The 14,208-nt window shown below is 71.1% G+C and carries 14 protein-coding genes; 11 read left to right on the top strand and 3 right to left on the bottom strand.

Translation table 11 applies throughout. The annotated features are described in order from the left end of the window. Nucleotides 1-20: 20 nt before the first annotated feature. Nucleotides 21-1,739 carry an ABC transporter substrate-binding protein gene (locus ACTMMA_RS09760; RefSeq protein WP_441189932.1) on the bottom strand — a complete coding sequence of 573 codons (1,719 nt, stop codon included), beginning with the start codon at nt 1,737-1,739 and terminating at the stop codon, nt 21-23. A 201-nt stretch (nt 1,740-1,940) separates the two neighbouring features. Here ACTMMA_RS09760 and ACTMMA_RS09755 point away from each other — a divergent pair, with 201 nt between their 5' ends. From ACTMMA_RS09755 to ACTMMA_RS09725, 7 genes are all read left to right on the top strand, one after another. Beyond that, nucleotides 1,941-2,375, top strand: a complete 435-nt coding sequence (locus ACTMMA_RS09755; protein WP_441189931.1) for a (deoxy)nucleoside triphosphate pyrophosphohydrolase — start codon at nt 1,941-1,943, stop codon at nt 2,373-2,375. Between the two features lie 35 nt (nt 2,376-2,410). Continuing rightward, nucleotides 2,411-4,327: a translational GTPase TypA gene (typA, locus tag ACTMMA_RS09750; RefSeq protein ID WP_441189930.1), complete on the top strand. Its 1,917-nt coding sequence runs from the start codon at nt 2,411-2,413 to the stop codon at nt 4,325-4,327. Then, entirely contained in the window at nt 4,324-5,235 is a 912-nt protein-coding gene (gene mshB / locus ACTMMA_RS09745) for an N-acetyl-1-D-myo-inositol-2-amino-2-deoxy-alpha-D-glucopyranoside deacetylase (protein ID WP_441189929.1), read from the top strand. The genes typA and mshB overlap by 4 nt, the downstream gene beginning before the upstream one ends. Next, a complete protein-coding gene (locus ACTMMA_RS09740; protein ID WP_441189928.1) occupies nt 5,232-5,726 on the top strand; it encodes a flavin reductase family protein in 495 nt (164 codons plus the stop codon). Before mshB ends, ACTMMA_RS09740 begins: the two co-directional genes overlap by 4 nt. A gap of 33 nt (nt 5,727-5,759) precedes the next feature. After that, on the top strand, nt 5,760-7,565 hold the full coding sequence (locus tag ACTMMA_RS09735; protein ID WP_441189927.1) for a VanW family protein: 1,806 nt from the start codon (nt 5,760-5,762) through the stop codon (nt 7,563-7,565). Between the two features lie 102 nt (nt 7,566-7,667). Beyond that, nucleotides 7,668-7,994, top strand: a complete 327-nt coding sequence (gene fdxA, locus ACTMMA_RS09730) for a ferredoxin (protein WP_441189926.1) — start codon at nt 7,668-7,670, stop codon at nt 7,992-7,994. Between the two features lie 43 nt (nt 7,995-8,037). Beyond that, nucleotides 8,038-9,336, top strand: coding sequence for a citrate synthase (locus tag ACTMMA_RS09725; protein WP_441189925.1), 1,299 nt, complete (start codon nt 8,038-8,040; stop codon nt 9,334-9,336). 88 nt (nt 9,337-9,424) lie between these two features. Here the strand turns inward: ACTMMA_RS09725 and ACTMMA_RS09720 are convergent, their stop codons facing one another. After that, nucleotides 9,425-10,294 (bottom strand): hypothetical protein, encoded by an 870-nt coding sequence (locus ACTMMA_RS09720; protein ID WP_441189924.1) that lies wholly within the window; start codon nt 10,292-10,294, stop codon nt 9,425-9,427. A gap of 80 nt (nt 10,295-10,374) precedes the next feature. On the opposite strand from ACTMMA_RS09720, the gene ACTMMA_RS09715 reads away from it, so the two are divergent. Genes ACTMMA_RS09715 through ACTMMA_RS09700 form a run of 4 tightly spaced genes read left to right on the top strand, consistent with a single transcriptional unit; the run spans nt 10,375 to nt 13,357 of the window. Further along, nucleotides 10,375-11,136, top strand: coding sequence for an LOG family protein (locus tag ACTMMA_RS09715; RefSeq protein ID WP_441189923.1), 762 nt, complete (start codon nt 10,375-10,377; stop codon nt 11,134-11,136). Nucleotides 11,137-11,154: 18 nt separating this feature from the next. Next, a complete protein-coding gene (locus ACTMMA_RS09710) occupies nt 11,155-11,499 on the top strand; it encodes a DivIVA domain-containing protein (RefSeq protein ID WP_441189922.1) in 345 nt (114 codons plus the stop codon). After that, on the top strand, nt 11,496-12,137 hold the full coding sequence (locus ACTMMA_RS09705; protein WP_441189921.1) for a DNA-3-methyladenine glycosylase I: 642 nt from the start codon (nt 11,496-11,498) through the stop codon (nt 12,135-12,137). Before ACTMMA_RS09710 ends, ACTMMA_RS09705 begins: the two co-directional genes overlap by 4 nt. Beyond that, entirely contained in the window at nt 12,134-13,357 is a 1,224-nt protein-coding gene (locus tag ACTMMA_RS09700; protein ID WP_441189920.1) for a hypothetical protein, read from the top strand. Before ACTMMA_RS09705 ends, ACTMMA_RS09700 begins: the two co-directional genes overlap by 4 nt. A 36-nt stretch (nt 13,358-13,393) precedes the next feature. Here the strand turns inward: ACTMMA_RS09700 and ACTMMA_RS09695 are convergent, their stop codons facing one another. Beyond that, the gene (locus ACTMMA_RS09695; RefSeq protein WP_441189919.1) at nt 13,394-14,203 is read right to left on the bottom strand and encodes an enoyl-CoA hydratase/isomerase family protein; all 810 of its coding nucleotides are present in this window, start codon (nt 14,201-14,203) and stop codon (nt 13,394-13,396) included. Nucleotides 14,204-14,208: the final 5 nt, after the last annotated feature.

The raw sequence follows: 14,208 nt of genomic DNA, 5'->3' as shown, positions 1-14,208 counted from the left end.
TCGGCCCTGCGGTCAGGGCCTCACTCCGTGATGGTGACGGTGGAGAAGTCCTCCGCCGTCAGCGGGCTGGCGACCAGACCCTGGACGTTCTCCGCGACCACGATGGCCGGCGGGGAGTGGCTCAGCGGGGCGCCGATCAGCCACTCGGGGCTCATGATCTTGGCGTTGAGCTCCTCGTAGAGCGCCGTGCGGGCCGCCTCGTCCGGCTCGGCGTCGGCGGCCGTGATGGCCTCCTGCAGCTCGGCGTGGAAGTCGTAGGCGCTGGTCCCGAACTGGTTGTCGTCACCGCAGAAGAAGGCGCACAGGAAGTTGTCCGCCGAGTTCAGGTCACCGGTCCAGCCGAGGAAGAACGCGGGAGCCAGGCTCTGCTGGGTGCCGTCGATGTAGCCACCGGCCCAGGGCTTGGAGATCGGGTTGACCGTGATGCCCGCGGCCTCCCAGTCGGACTTCACCGCGTCGTAGATGGCCTGCGGGTTCGGCATGTAGGGCCGGGTGACCTCGGTCGGGTACCACAGGTCGATCGTCAGGTCGGACTTGCCGGCCTCCTCCAGGAGCTGCTTGGCCTTCTCGACGTCGTACTCGTAGGCGGCGATGTCGCTGTTGTAGCCGGAGACGGTGTCGGGCATGAACTGCGTGGCCACGGTCGCGCCGTCGGGCAGCTGGCTCTTGACGAGCTCGTCACGGTTGATCGCGTGGTAGAGCGCCTGGCGGACCAGCGGGTCCTCCAGCTGCGGGTCGGCCACCGGGTTGAAGGCCAGGTAGAGGATGTTGAACGGGTCGCGGATCTCGACCTGGTTGCCACCGGCCTCGAGCTCGGCCCAGTCGACGGGGTTCGGCAGGTCGTAGCCGTGGATGGTGCCGGCCTCGAGCTCCTGGCGGCGGGCGGTCTCGTCGGAGATGATCCGGAAGATCAGCTCCTTGACGCCGGCCTTGTCGCCCCAGAAGTCGTCGTTGCGCTCCAGGATGACGTTGCTGGTGCCATCGAAGGACTTGAACTTGAACGGGCCGGTGCCGGTCGGGTGCTCGCTGGCGTAGGCGGGGAAGGCGAAGCCCTCACCCTCCACGGCGATGTCGTTGGCGTCGTATTCCTCCAACGCCTTGGGCGAGGAGATGCCGTAGGAGCTCTGGGACAGGACGCCGGGGAACTTGCCGGTCGCGCGGGAGATCTTGACCTCGGCGGTCATCTCGTCGACGGCCGTGCAGGACTCGTAGAGGGAGCCGTCGCCGAAGCCGAAGTCGTTGCCGTAGTAGTAGGCCGCGGACGGGTTCTGGCCGGCCTCGTTCTGGTCGGCCCAGCGCTCGAAGTTGTAGCAGACCGCCTCGGCGTCGAAGGGCTCGCCGTCGTGGAAGGTCACGCCCTCCTGGAGCGGGAAGGTCCAGGTCAGGCCGTCCTCGCTGCTCTCCCAGCTGGTGGCCAGCTCGGGGACGAACTCGGTGCCGCCGGGCTCGATGCCGACCAGGTTCTGGAAGATCTGGCGGGTGACCCGGAAGGTCTCGCCGTCGCTGGCGTAGAACGGGTCGAAGGTCGTGGGGGCGCCGGCCGCGCCGAAGACGAAGGTGGCGTCGCTGCCTTCGCCACCGGGGGCCGCGGTGCCACCGGAGCCGTCGGTCGAGGCGCCGCCGTCCGTGCTGCCGCCGCCGCCGTCGTTGCCGGTGTCACGCTCGGACTGGGCGCAGGCCGACAGACCGAGGGCGAGGATTGCCGTGGCCGCGGTGAGCGCGACCTTGCGGTTCTTCATCGATGTCCTCCTGAAGGGGGTGCCGGACAGGGCTGTATCCGGTTTCCGCAGACCTCATCACATCCGGAGGGGTGAGGGGAAGAGGCGTGCCGCATTCTTGACAGGACTGTGACCAAACTTCGGTGACCGACCATCTGCGCCTGTGCGGCATCCCTGCGGCCGGGTCGTGACTGCGGCACCTGCGGTGCCAGGATCGGGGGTATGGAGCACACGGCACCTCTCCCTCCGGTCCTGGTCGCGGCCGTGGCCCTGGTGGACGACCTGGCCAGGCCCACGCGGGTGCTGGCCGCACGGAGGACCGAGCCGCCGGCGCTGGCCGGTGGCTGGGAGTTTCCCGGCGGGAAGGTCGAGCCGGGGGAGACCGGTGAGCAGGCGGCGGTCCGGGAGTGCGCCGAGGAGCTCGGGGTCCGGGTCGTCCTGGGGGACCGGATCGGTGGCGGCTGGCCCCTGTCCGGCCGGGCGGTGATGGACCTGTGGTGGGCGGTGGCCGCACCCGGGGAGCCGGAGCCGGAGCCGCTCGAGGACCACGACGCGCTGCGCTGGCTCACGCGGGAAGACCTTCTCGACGTCGCCTGGCTGCCCGCAGACCTGCCGATCGTGGAGCACCTGGCCGAGCTGCTGCATACCGGAGCGTGACGGAGCAGGGTCAGATTCCTGCGAGAATATTCCTCATGCCTCATACCCCCACCGGGACCAGCGTGCGCGCTGACATCCGCAACGTCGCCATCGTCGCCCACGTCGACCACGGCAAGACCACCCTCGTCGACGCCATGCTCACCCAGGGCGGAGCCTTCGCCGAGCACCGCAAGGAAGGCACCGAGGTGGAGCGGGTCATGGACTCCGGCGACCTCGAGCGTGAGAAGGGCATCACGATCCTGGCCAAGAACACGGCCATCCGCTACACCGGCGTCCACGCCCCCGAGGGCGGGATGACCATCAACATCATCGACACCCCCGGGCACGCCGACTTCGGCGGCGAGGTCGAGCGCGGCCTGTCCATGGTCGACGGAGTCGTCCTGCTCGTCGACGCCTCGGAGGGGCCGCTGCCGCAGACCCGTTTCGTCCTGCGCAAAGCGCTCGCGGCCCACATGCCGGTCGTCCTGTGCATCAACAAGGTCGACCGCCCCGACAGCCGGATCTCCGAGGTCGTGGACGAGGTCTACGCGCTGTTCATGGACCTGCTGGACGAGCACGACCCCGAGATGGTGGAGACGGCGCTGGAGTTCCCCATCGTCTACGCCTCGGCCAAGAACGGCCGTGCCTCCCAGACCGCCCCGGCCAACGGCGAGCTGCCGGACAGCCCGGACATGGAGCCGCTCTTCGAGACCATCCTGGCGACCGTGCCCGCCCCGACCTACGACGAGGGCCACCCGCTGCAGGCGCACGTCACCAACCTCGACTCCAGCCCCTTCCTGGGTCGCCTGGCGCTGTGCCGGGTCCACCAGGGCACGATCCGCAAGGGTCAGCAGGTGGCGTGGTGCCGCAAGGACGGCAGCGTCGAGAAGGTCAAGATCACCGAGCTCCTCCTCACCGAGGGCCTGGAGCGCAAGCCTGCCGAGCACGCGGCGCCCGGCGACATCATCGCGATCGCCGGCATCCCGGAGATCACCATCGGGGAGACCCTCGCCGACGCCGAGGACCCGCGCCCGCTGCCGCTCATCACGGTGGACGAGCCGGCCATCTCGATGACGATCGGCACCAACACCTCGCCCCTGGCCGGCCGGGTCAAGGGCGCCAAGGTGACCGCCCGCCTGGTCAAGGACCGCCTGGACAAGGAGCTCATCGGCAACGTCTCGCTGCGGATCCTGCCGACCGAGCGCCCCGACGCCTGGGAGGTCCAGGGCCGTGGCGAGCTGGCGCTGGCGATCCTCGTGGAGCAGATGCGGCGCGAGGGCTTCGAGCTGACCGTCGGCAAGCCCCAGGTCGTCACCAAGGAGGTCGACGGCGTGCTGTCCGAGCCGGTCGAGCGCCTCACCATCGACTCGCCCGAGGAGCACCTCGGCACCATCACCCAGCTGCTCGCCTCCCGGAAGGGACGGATGGAGCAGATGACCAACCACGGCACCGGCTGGGTCCGGATGGAGTATGTCGTGCCCGCGCGCGGCCTCATCGGCTTCCGCACCGAGTTCCTCACCGAGACCCGGGGCACCGGCATCGCCAACCACGTCTTCGAGGGCTACGCCCCGTGGTTCGGGGAGATCCGCACGCGCCAGTCCGGCTCGCTCGTGGCCGACCGCGCCGGCGCGGCCACCAGCTATGCGATGTTCAACCTCCAGGAGCGCGGCACCCTCTTCGTCGAGCCGGCCACCGAGGTCTACGAGGGCATGATCGTGGGCGAGAACTCCCGCGCCGACGACATGGACGTCAACATCACCAAGGAGCGCAAGCTGACCAACGTCCGCTCCGCCGGTGCCGACGTGCTCGAGCGGCTCATCCCGCCGCGCCTGCTCTCGCTGGAGCAGTCGCTGGAGTTCTGCCGCGAGGACGAGTGCGTGGAGGTCACCCCGGAGGCGGTGCGGGTCCGCAAGGTCGTGCTCGACGCCACGCTGCGGGCCCGGACGGCGGCGAGGGCGAGGAACCAGTCGTGACGGGCAGGACCGCCGCCGCGCAGCAGCCGGTCACCGGCCCGGACGCCCGGCCCGACCTCCGGGACGGGTTCGACGACCTGGGACGGCCGCTGCGGGTGGTGGCGGTCCACGCCCATCCCGACGACGAGACCCTCGCCACCGGGATCGCGCTCGCGCACCACGCCGCCGCGGGCGACGACGTCCACGTCGTCACCGCCACCCTGGGCGAGGAGGGTGAGGTCATCACCCCGGCCCTGGCCCACCTGGAGGGCACGGAGGAGCTCGGCACCCACCGGATGACGGAGATCGCCGCCGCGACCCGCGCCCTCGGCGTCACCCACCACTGGCTGGGTGGCGCGACGCCGCGCTGGCGGGACAGCGGCATGGCCGGCTCGGAGGCCGCCGCGCACCCGCGGGCCTTCGCTGCCGCCGACGTGGTTGAGGCCGGTGCCGTGCTGGCGTCCCAGCTGCGGCAGCTGGACCCCGACGTGGTGCTCACCTACGACCCGCACGGGGGCTATGGCCATCCCGATCACATCCAGACCCACCGGGTCACCGTCGAGGCGGTGCGGGCGCTGGCCGCCGACGGACGCGGCCCGCGCCTCTACGTCGTGGTGGTGCCCCGCTCCTGGGCCGTCGAGGACCGGGCGTGGTTGCGGGCCCACGTCCCCGAGGGCACCCGCAGCCCCGCGGGCGGGGTGGCCGTCGTGCCCGCCGAGGACGAGTCCTACGCCGTCGGGGTGGTCGAGGACGAGCTGGTCACCCACGCGGTCGTGGCGCCGCACGCACTGCCCGCCCAGATGGCCGCGCTGCAGGGGCACCCCACCCAGGTGACCGTCCACGACGGCTGGTACACCTTGAGCAACGACATCGCCGCCCGGCTGCCCGGCCGGGAGGGCTACGCGCGCTGGGGGGTGGCCGGGACGTGACGGGCCAGGTCGACCGAGGCCGCTACAAGCAGGCCATGGGCCGCTTCGCGACCGGCGTGGCGATCGTCACCTCGAGCTTCCGGGGTCACGACGTCGCCCTGACCGTCGACTCGCTGACCAGCGTCTCCCTGGACCCCGTCCTGCTCCTGGTGAGCCTGCACGCCGAGGCGCGCGTGCTGGAGGGGATCGAGGAGGGCGCCGACTGGGGCGTCAGCATCCTCACCGAGCAGCAGCGCGCCCTGGCGACCTGGCTGGGTGAGCCGGGTCGTCCGTTGCACGATCAGCTGGCGCGGGTGCCGCATACCCGGGGAGAGGTGACCGGGACCGCCCTGGTGGAGGGGGCGCTGGCGACCTTCGAGTGCCGGACGCACGCCGTCCACGTCGCGGGCGACCACTCGATCGTCGTCGGCGAGGTCGTCGCGCTGCAGGCGCGCCCCACGGACGAGCATGCGCTGATCCACTACCGTGGAGGGCTGGGCGGGCTGCGCTAGCCCGTCCGTGACTCGAGGAAGGCACGCGTCGGTATGGCTGAGGAGAGGGACGCCGGTGCGCGGCTCCGCGAGGAGACGCCGCGGGGCACCGGTCAGGAGTGGGGCGCGGTCGTGCTGCGGCTCCTGGCCGCCCTGCTGGTGCTGGCCGCCATCTACGTGGGCGCCGCCCTCTACTTCAAGGACCGTCCGCCGGCTGGCCTCAGCGTCGCCGGCGTCGAGATCGGCAACCTGACCCACGACGAGGCGATCGAGCACCTCGGCCGCGAGCTGGCCGACCAGGAGAAGGCACCCCTGACCCTGGCGGTGCAGGCCGTCGATGACGGGAAGCCGGTCGGCGACCCGACCCCCTTGACCCTGGACCCGGCCGAGGCCGGGCTCAGCTACGACTACGAGGCCACGATCCAGGGCGTGACGGGGTTCACCCTGGACCCCAGGGTCATCTGGTCCCACATCGCCCGCAGTGAGCGTGAGCTGCCGCTCGTCGGCACCGTCGACCGTGAGGCGCTGGACGCCGCCGTCGCCGCTCTCGCCGAGGACTACGACCAGGAGCCGGTCGAGGGGGAAGTCACGCTCGTCGACGGCGAGGTCGAGGTGGTGGATGCCAGCCACGGCCGCGAGCTGGACCGCGAGGCGACCGCCGACGCCTTCGCCTCGGGGTGGCCCGCCGCCCCCGAGCCGGGGACCACCGTCGAGGCCGCTGCACCCCCGCCCTTCCTCTCCCAGGCCGAGGTCGACCGCTTCACCTCTGAGGAGGTCGAGCCTGCGCTGGCCGCACCGCTGAGGGTGACCGCGGTGGACGGCGAGGGGGAGGACGCCGAGGAGGTGACGGCCGAGGTGCCTCCGCGGGAGATCGCCGCGATGCTCTCCATCGACCGCAGCCCCGAGCACGCCCTGTCGCTGACGCTGGACGAGGACGCGATGCTCGAGCGTCTGCGCCAGGATCTCGGTCAACTCGAGCGTGGTCCTGCGGACGCGACCGTCCGCCTCGACGGCTCCACCGTCAAGACCGTGCCGGCCCGGTCCGGCGCGGCCCTCGACGACGAGGCCCTGATGACCGCGGTCGGTGCCGCCCTCACCGCCTCGGGCGAGGAGCGGGAGGTGCGCACCGAGCTCACCCCGGTGGAGCCGGAGATCGGCGACGAGGTCGCCAAGGCCTGGAAGTTCAGCACCATGGGCTCCTTCACCTCCGAGTTCCCCGGCGGGGAGGTCAACGCGGCGCGGTCGCACAACATCCGCACCGCGATCGAGCGGCTCAACGGCGTCGTCGTCATGCCGGGGGAGCAGTTCTCGCTCGGGGCGGCCCTCTCGCCCATCGATGCCTCGGGCGGCTACCAGGAGGCACCCGTGATCAACAACGGGCGTCTCGTCATGGGCATGGGTGGCGGTCTGTCCCAGGTGTCGACCACCGTCTTCAACACCTCGTGGTTCTCCGGCGTCCAGCTCGACGCCCACACCACCCACTCGTTCTACATCCCCCGCTACCCGGCGGGGCGCGAGGCGACCATCTCCTACCCGGGGCTGGACAACCTCTGGACCAACGACACCTCCACCCCGGTGGTCATCCGGACCTGGACCGAGGACCACACGATCCACATGGAGTACCTCGGCAAGCGGCAGTACACCGTCGAGACCATCGAGGGCGAGCGGCAGAACATCCAAGAGCCCGAGCGGATCGTCGACGACGCCCCCACCTGCGTGACCCAGGCGCCGTCGCCGGGCTTCACGATCTACGTCGCCCGGGTGCTCAGCCAGGGCGGCGAGGTGGTCGGCCGGGACGAGTACACCACCACCTACATCCCCGAGGACGAGGTCGTCTGCACCCACCCCGACGCCAACTGAGCGCCTGCCCGGCGGCGTGCCCACACCATTCACCGTGGTCGGGGGAGAGCTCGGGACGGGCCTGTGCGGTGCGATCGGTCCGGACGGATTAGGCTGTGGGTCATGACGTATGTGATCGCTCAGCCTTGCGTGGATCTCAAGGACAAGGCCTGCATCGAGGAATGTCCTGTCGACTGCATCTACGAGGGTGAGCGTTCGCTCTACATCCACCCCGACGAGTGCGTGGACTGCGGCGCGTGCGAGCCGGTCTGCCCCGTCGAGGCGATCTACTACGAGGACGATGTGCCGGAGGAGTGGGCCGACTACTACAAGGCCAACGTCGAGTTCTTCGATGACCTCGGCAGCCCCGGCGGCGCGGCCAAGCTCGGCCTGATCCCCAAGGACCACCCGATCGTCGCGGCACTGCCGCCGCAGGCGCACGACGAGTGACCAGCGCACGTCCCCGCCCCGCCCAGACAACCAGGGAGAACGCATGACCGAGTCCACCACCGCCCAGCCCGCCGTCCTGCGTCACGGGGAGCACGAGCTCGAGCTGCCGGTCGTGCCGGCGACCGAGGGCAACAACGGCCTGGAGATCAGCGCGCTGATGAAGACCACCGGGGACACCACCCTGGACGTCGGCTTCGTCAACACCGCCTCGTGCTCGTCGGCCATCACCTACATCGACGGCGACGCCGGCATCCTGCGCTACCGCGGCTACCCGATCGAGCAGCTGGCCGAGAAGTCCAGCTTCCTGGAGACCTCCTACCTGCTGATCTACGGCGAGCTGCCGACCTCCGCCCAGCTGGAGGAGTTCGACCAGACGGTCCGTCGCCACACCCTCCTCGTGGAGGACATGAAGCAGTTCTTCGACGGCTTCCACCGCGACGCGCACCCGATGTCGGTGCTCGCCTCCGCCGTGTCGGCGCTGGGCACCTTCTACCAGGACAGCATCAACCCCCGCGACCCCGAGCAGGTCGAGATCTCCACGATCCGGCTGCTCGCCAAGCTGCCGACGATCGCCTCCTACGCCTTCCGTCGCAGCCAGGGCAAGTCGCTGCTCTACCCGGACAACAGCTACAACCTCGTGGAGAACTTCCTCTGGATGACCTTCGGTCAGCCCACCGAGCCCTACGAGATGGACCCTGACCTGGTCAAGGCCCTCGACCTGCTCTTCATCCTCCACGCGGACCACGAGCAGAACTGCTCCACCTCCACGGTGCGCCTGGTCGGCTCCTCCGAGGCCAACCTCTTCTCCGCCATCTCCGCGGGCATCCACGCCCTGTCCGGCCCGCTGCACGGTGGCGCCAACAGCGCGGTGCTCTCGATGCTGGAGAAGATCAAGGCGGACGGGGGTGACGTCGGCGAGTTCGTCCGCAAGGTCAAGAACAAGGAGGACGGCGTCAAGCTCATGGGCTTCGGCCACCGGGTCTACAAGAACTACGACCCGCGCGCGGCCATCGTCAAGAAGACGGCCCACGAGCTGTTCGAGAAGGCCGGCAGCAACGAGCTGCTCGACCTGGCCATGCAGCTGGAGGAGCACGCCCTCAAGGACGACTACTTCGTCGAGCGCAAGCTCTACCCCAACGTCGACTTCTACACCGGTCTGATCTACGAGTCGATGGGCTTCCCCAGCGACATGTTCACCGTGCTCTTCGCGATCGGCCGCCTCCCCGGCTGGATCGCGCAGTACCGCGAGATGATCAACGACCCAGCCACCAAGATCGGGCGCCCGCGCCAGGTCTACATCGGCGAGGCCGAGCGCTCCTACGTCGGCGCCGACCAGCGCTGATCCGGGATCGAGCCGGCCTCGTCCGGCGCCGGAGCGAAGGCCCCCGCCCCTTCCGGGCGGGGGCCTTCGGCATGCTCCGCAGCATGCGTCAGTCGGTGGCCCGGAGCCGGATGACCACGGTGGTCGGGTCGGCCGGGTCGTCGGAGCCCGCGTCAGGGTCGGCCGGTGGCCAGGCCAGCGGGTCGGAGTCGCGGTCCCACGCCCGCCCGGCGACCTCCACGGCCACGATCTGCTCGGCCTCGGCGTGCGCCACAGCCCACGCGGCCAGCGCCCAGGCCTGCGTCTCGTCGGCGGCGTCGACCGTCACGGTGGTGGCGTCCGGGCTGGTCTCCGGGGTCGCAGGGACGCCCAGCTGACGCTCCAGCTTGGCCGCGGTGGCCGCCGGGTCGCCGGCCGCCTCCGGGGCCTTCAGGTCGCAGCCCATCACCGTGCTGCCGCCCTCCTGCCCCGTCAGGACCGAGGCCAGGACCCGTCCCTCCCACTCGTGGTCGGCGTAGGCGGTGGGGAAGGCGCTGCGCTGGACCTCCTGGGCCACCTCGGTGACCACGCCCTCCTGCCAGCCGGGCACCCGCTCCAGCGCGTCGTAGAAGGCATTGCTGGCGTAGACGGGGTCGGTGACTTGCTCGACGCTGCCCCAGCCCTGGCTGGGGCGTTGCTGGAAGAGCCCCTGGCTGTCGGCGTGGCCGTAGCGCAGGTTGCGCAGCTTGCTCTCCTGGATCGCGGTCGCCAGGGCGATGGTGGCGGCCCGGGCCGGCAGTCCGCGGGCCACGGCGACGCCGGCGATGGTCGCGGCGTTGGCGGCCTGCTCCGGGGTGAGGACGACCTCCGCTCCCGCAGCCTGGAAGACGCAGCGTGCCGGCCTGAGGCGATCCACGACCCACCCGGCTCCCAGCACCGCGGCGACCGCGGTGGCGACGACCACGAGGACGGTGACCAGGAGTCGACGGGAGCGTTGCACGAGCAGGAGTGTAGGTGGCCGCCCTGCGCCTCCCCGCTGCGACAGGCGCGGACCGGCCACGGCTGGCATAGGGTCGGTCCGTGGCCTCTCGACAGATCTACCAGAAGGGGCCGGTGACCCTGCGGGGCAGCCGGGTCCCACGCACCACCACCGACCAGCGGCTGCTGGAGAGCAGAGACTCCCGCGACTGGGTCCACACCGACCCCTGGCGGGTGCTGCGCATCCAGGCCGAGTTCGTCGAGGGTTTCGGCACGCTGGCCGAGCTGGGTCCGGCGGTCGCCGTCTTCGGTTCCGCGCGCACCGGACCGGAGCACGCCGCATACCGGATGGCCGAGGAGGTCGGCGCCGAGCTGGTCCGCGCCGGCTTCGGGGTCATCACCGGTGGGGGACCGGGCACGATGGAGGGTGCCAACAAGGGTGCTGCCGAGGCAGGGGGCACCTCGGTGGGGCTGGGGATCGAGCTGCCGCGGGAGAGCGGGCTGAACTCCTACGCCAACGTCGGGATCAACTTCCGCTACTTCTTCGTGCGCAAGACCATGTTCGTCAAGTACGCCGAGGGCTTCGTCGTCCTCCCCGGCGGGGTGGGCACGCTCGACGAGCTCTTCGAGGCGCTGACGCTGGTGCAGACCGGCAAGATCACGCACTTCCCGATCGTGCTGATGGGCACCACCTTCTGGGCCCCGCTCCTGGACTGGCTGCGCGACACCGTCCTGGCCGAGGGGATGATCTCGCCGGAAGACCTGGACCTGCTCCGGGTCACCGACAGCGCGGCGGAAGCGGTCGCGTGGATCGTGGAGTCGCAGGACGAGCGTCGAGGGTCGGGGTTCTCAACGCGTTCCTGACGTGCGAGGATCTGTGCCGTGATCATCATCGGGGTCGTCGCGGCCGTGCTCGCTGTGGGCGCCGCCACCGCGTGGGCGGTCGCCAGGACGGACGTCGCAGGGGTGTCCGAGCCGGTCTCGACCGAGTCCGCCCGGGCGCTGCCGACCGGGCCGCTGCAGGCCGCCGACGTGCAGGAGGTCCGCTTCGACCAGGCGTTGAGGGGCTACCGGATGCGGCAGGTCGACGCCGCGCTGGACCGGCTGGCGACCGAGCTGGCCGACCGCGACGAGGAGATCACCCGACTGCGCTTCGAGCTGGACGACCGCAGGCGGCAGGAGGAGCCCCAGCCGGGGACGCACCACACCGGAGGCCAGGCACGATGACCATCACCCCGCCGCACCCCGACCTGTCCGTCGGGCCCGACGGAGTCGTCCGGTGCGGATGGCCCGGGATCGGGCACGCCGACTACCGCGACTACCACGACCGTGAGTGGGGCAAGCCGGTGCACGGCGAGACCGCCCTGCTGGAGCGGCTCTGCCTCGAAGGCTTCCAGAGCGGGCTGTCCTGGCTGACCATCCTGCGCAAGCGCCCGGCCTTCCGGGCGGCCTTCGCCGGCTTCGAGGCCGAGACGGTGGCCGAGTTCACCGATGCCGACGTCGACCGGCTCATGGAGGACGAGGGCATCGTCCGCAACCGGCGCAAGATCGAGGCGACGGTCACCAACGCCCGGGCCACCCTCGCGCTGCGCGAGTCCGGAGGCCTGGAGGAGCTGCTCTGGACCCATGCGCCCGAGCCCTCGCCGCGCCCACGCCGCTTCGCCGACGTGCCCTCCCAGACCCCCGAGTCCGAGCTGCTGGCCAAGCGGCTGCGCAAGATCGGCTTCGTCCAGCTCGGGCCCACCACGGTCTACGCCACGATGCAGGCCTGCGGGCTGGTCGACGACCACCTGGTGGGCTGCTTCCGGGCGGGTGCCTCGCGCTCGGGGGCGCGGCACTCCGGAGGGATGCGCGCCACCTCATGACCTCCGCCGCAGTGCCGCTGCGGCGTCTGCTCGATCTCCGCTTCGTCCTGGCGGTGCTCGCGATCTGGACGCTGTGCCGTGCCCTCACCACGATCATCCTGGTCCAGCTGGCCCACCACTGGCAGGACCCGTCGGTCTACGACGACCCGGGGGTGCCGCGCTACTTCCAGTTCGCCACGCTCTGGGACGGGGAGTGGTACCAACGCATCGCCGAGCGGGGCTATCCCGAGGAGCTGCCGCGCAACGACGCCGGCGAGGTGCGCCAGAACCCGTGGGCCTTCTACCCGATCTTCCCGCTGCTCGCGCGCGGCCTGACGCTGCTGACCGGGCTCCCTTTCGCCGTCACCGGCACCATCGTCGCCACGCTCCTGGGGTATGCGGCAGCTCTCGTCGTCGCCGGACTCCTGCGGGAGAAGGTCGGGGTCGCGGCGGCACTGGGCGGGGTGGCGTTGCTGGGGACCTACCCGAGCGCGCCGACCTTCCAGGTGGCCTACACGGAGTCCCTGGCGCTGCTCCTGCTGGCCGGGGTGCTCTGGCTGCTCGTGCGGCGCCAGTGGTGGGCCGCGGCGGTCGTGGCGCTGCTGACCGGTCTGGCCCGGCCCGTCGCGCTGCCGCTGGGACTGGTGGCCCTGGTCGCCGTGATCGTGCGGTGGCGAGGCAGGCGGGAGCGGCCGATCGACCGGGTCGAGTACGCCGGCATGGGCTCCGCCCTCGTGGGCTGCGGACTGGCCGGGCTCATCTGGCCCGCCATCGCATGGGGGGCCACGAGCGAGGCGGACGCCTACACCCGGACCATGTCCTCCTGGCGCGGCGGGGAGACGGTCACGCCCTTCCTGCCGACCATCGAGCGGGTCCAGTGGCTGTGGGGAGACACCCTGGGCCTGGTGGTGCTGGCCGCCGGCCTGGCCCTGCTCGTCGTCGCGGTGGCCGGACCGTGGGCCCGGGGTCTGGGCGTGGAGCTGCGCACCTGGTGCCTGGGCTACGTGCTCTACCTCTTCGCCGCGCTCGACCCGTGGACGAGCATCTACCGCTACCTGATGCTCCTCTTCCCGCTCTTCGTGCTCATGGTCGGTGGCGGCTGGCGGGAGGGTGAGCGCCCGACCCCGACCTGGGTGCTCGTGGTGCGCACGGTGACGATCGCCGCCCTCTTCGTGGCCTGGCAGGTCTGGTGGAGCTGGGAGCTGTTCCGCTTCGTGCCGCCGCGCGACGACCCGCCGTGATCGGAAGGGGACGGGCCGCAGCGTGGTGCGCCGAGATCAGCGACCGGTGAAGGTGGGCTTCTCCTTGGCCAGGAAGGCGGCCACCGCGCTCTGGTGATCCTCGCTCGTGCCGGTCCGGGTCATCAGCTCGTCCTCGTGCGCCAAGGAGTCGGGCAGGCCGTGCCCGGCGGAGAAGGCCACCGCGCGTCGGACCGCTCCGTAGGCGCGGGTGGGGCCGTCCGCCAGGTGGGCGGCGACCTCGGCGGCGCGGGCCTGGAGGTCGTCGGCGGCGACGATCTCGGTGACCAGGCCCAGGTCCAGGGCCTCCTGAGCGGGGATCGTGCGCGGGAAGAAGAGCAGCTCCTTGGCCCTCGCCGGTCCAACCAGCCGGGGAAGGGTCCAGGAGGTCCCGGAGTCGCACGACAGCGCGATGCCGGTGAAGGCCAGGTTGAAACCCGCGGTGTCGGCCACGTAGCGCAGGTCGGCGGCGAACGCGAAAGCCGCCCCGGCGCCCGCCGCGACACCGTTGACGGCGGCGACCACAGGTTTGTCCATGGTCGCGATCAGCTCCACGACGGGGTTGTAGTGCCTCGCCACGGTGGTCCACAGCTGCTCGGGGTCCTCCGCCAGGAGGGAGACGTGCTCCTTGAGGTCCTGGCCGACGCAGAAGGCTCGTCCGGTGCCGGTCAGCACAACGCAGCGGACCGCATCGTCGGACGCGACGTCACGCAGCGCCGACAGCAGGGCCTCCTTGGTGGCGACGTCGAGGGAGTTCATCGAGTCCGGACGGCTGAGGGTCACGGTGGCGACACCGCCGTCGCGGGTCACGGCCACCGGGGACGGGGAGTTGACGGCATCGGTGCTCATAGCGT

The organism is Ornithinimicrobium panacihumi (genome assembly GCF_052073805.1).
In the GTDB taxonomy this organism is placed as follows: Bacteria; Actinomycetota; Actinomycetes; order Actinomycetales; family Dermatophilaceae; genus Ornithinicoccus; species Ornithinicoccus panacihumi.
The sequence above is the reverse complement of the archived record's forward strand: the minus strand, read 5'-3'. Positions and strand labels throughout refer to the sequence as shown.

Excerpts from the sequence above, each read along its gene's own strand:
- ACTMMA_RS09700 (WP_441189920.1), top strand. The coding sequence starts at position 12,134 with ATGACCTCCGCCGCAGTGCCGCTGCGGCGTCTGCTCGATCTCCGCTTC.
- ACTMMA_RS09705 (WP_441189921.1), top strand. The coding sequence starts at position 11,496 with ATGACCATCACCCCGCCGCACCCCGACCTGTCCGTCGGGCCCGACGGA.
- ACTMMA_RS09755 (WP_441189931.1), top strand. The coding sequence starts at position 1,941 with ATGGAGCACACGGCACCTCTCCCTCCGGTCCTGGTCGCGGCCGTGGCC.
- fdxA (WP_441189926.1), top strand. The coding sequence starts at position 7,668 with ATGACGTATGTGATCGCTCAGCCTTGCGTGGATCTCAAGGACAAGGCC.
- ACTMMA_RS09725 (WP_441189925.1), top strand. The coding sequence starts at position 8,038 with ATGACCGAGTCCACCACCGCCCAGCCCGCCGTCCTGCGTCACGGGGAG.
- ACTMMA_RS09760 (WP_441189932.1), bottom strand. The coding sequence starts at position 1,739 with ATGAAGAACCGCAAGGTCGCGCTCACCGCGGCCACGGCAATCCTCGCC.
- typA (WP_441189930.1), top strand. The coding sequence starts at position 2,411 with ATGCCTCATACCCCCACCGGGACCAGCGTGCGCGCTGACATCCGCAAC.
- ACTMMA_RS09735 (WP_441189927.1), top strand. The coding sequence starts at position 5,760 with ATGGCTGAGGAGAGGGACGCCGGTGCGCGGCTCCGCGAGGAGACGCCG.
- ACTMMA_RS09695 (WP_441189919.1), bottom strand. The coding sequence starts at position 14,203 with ATGAGCACCGATGCCGTCAACTCCCCGTCCCCGGTGGCCGTGACCCGC.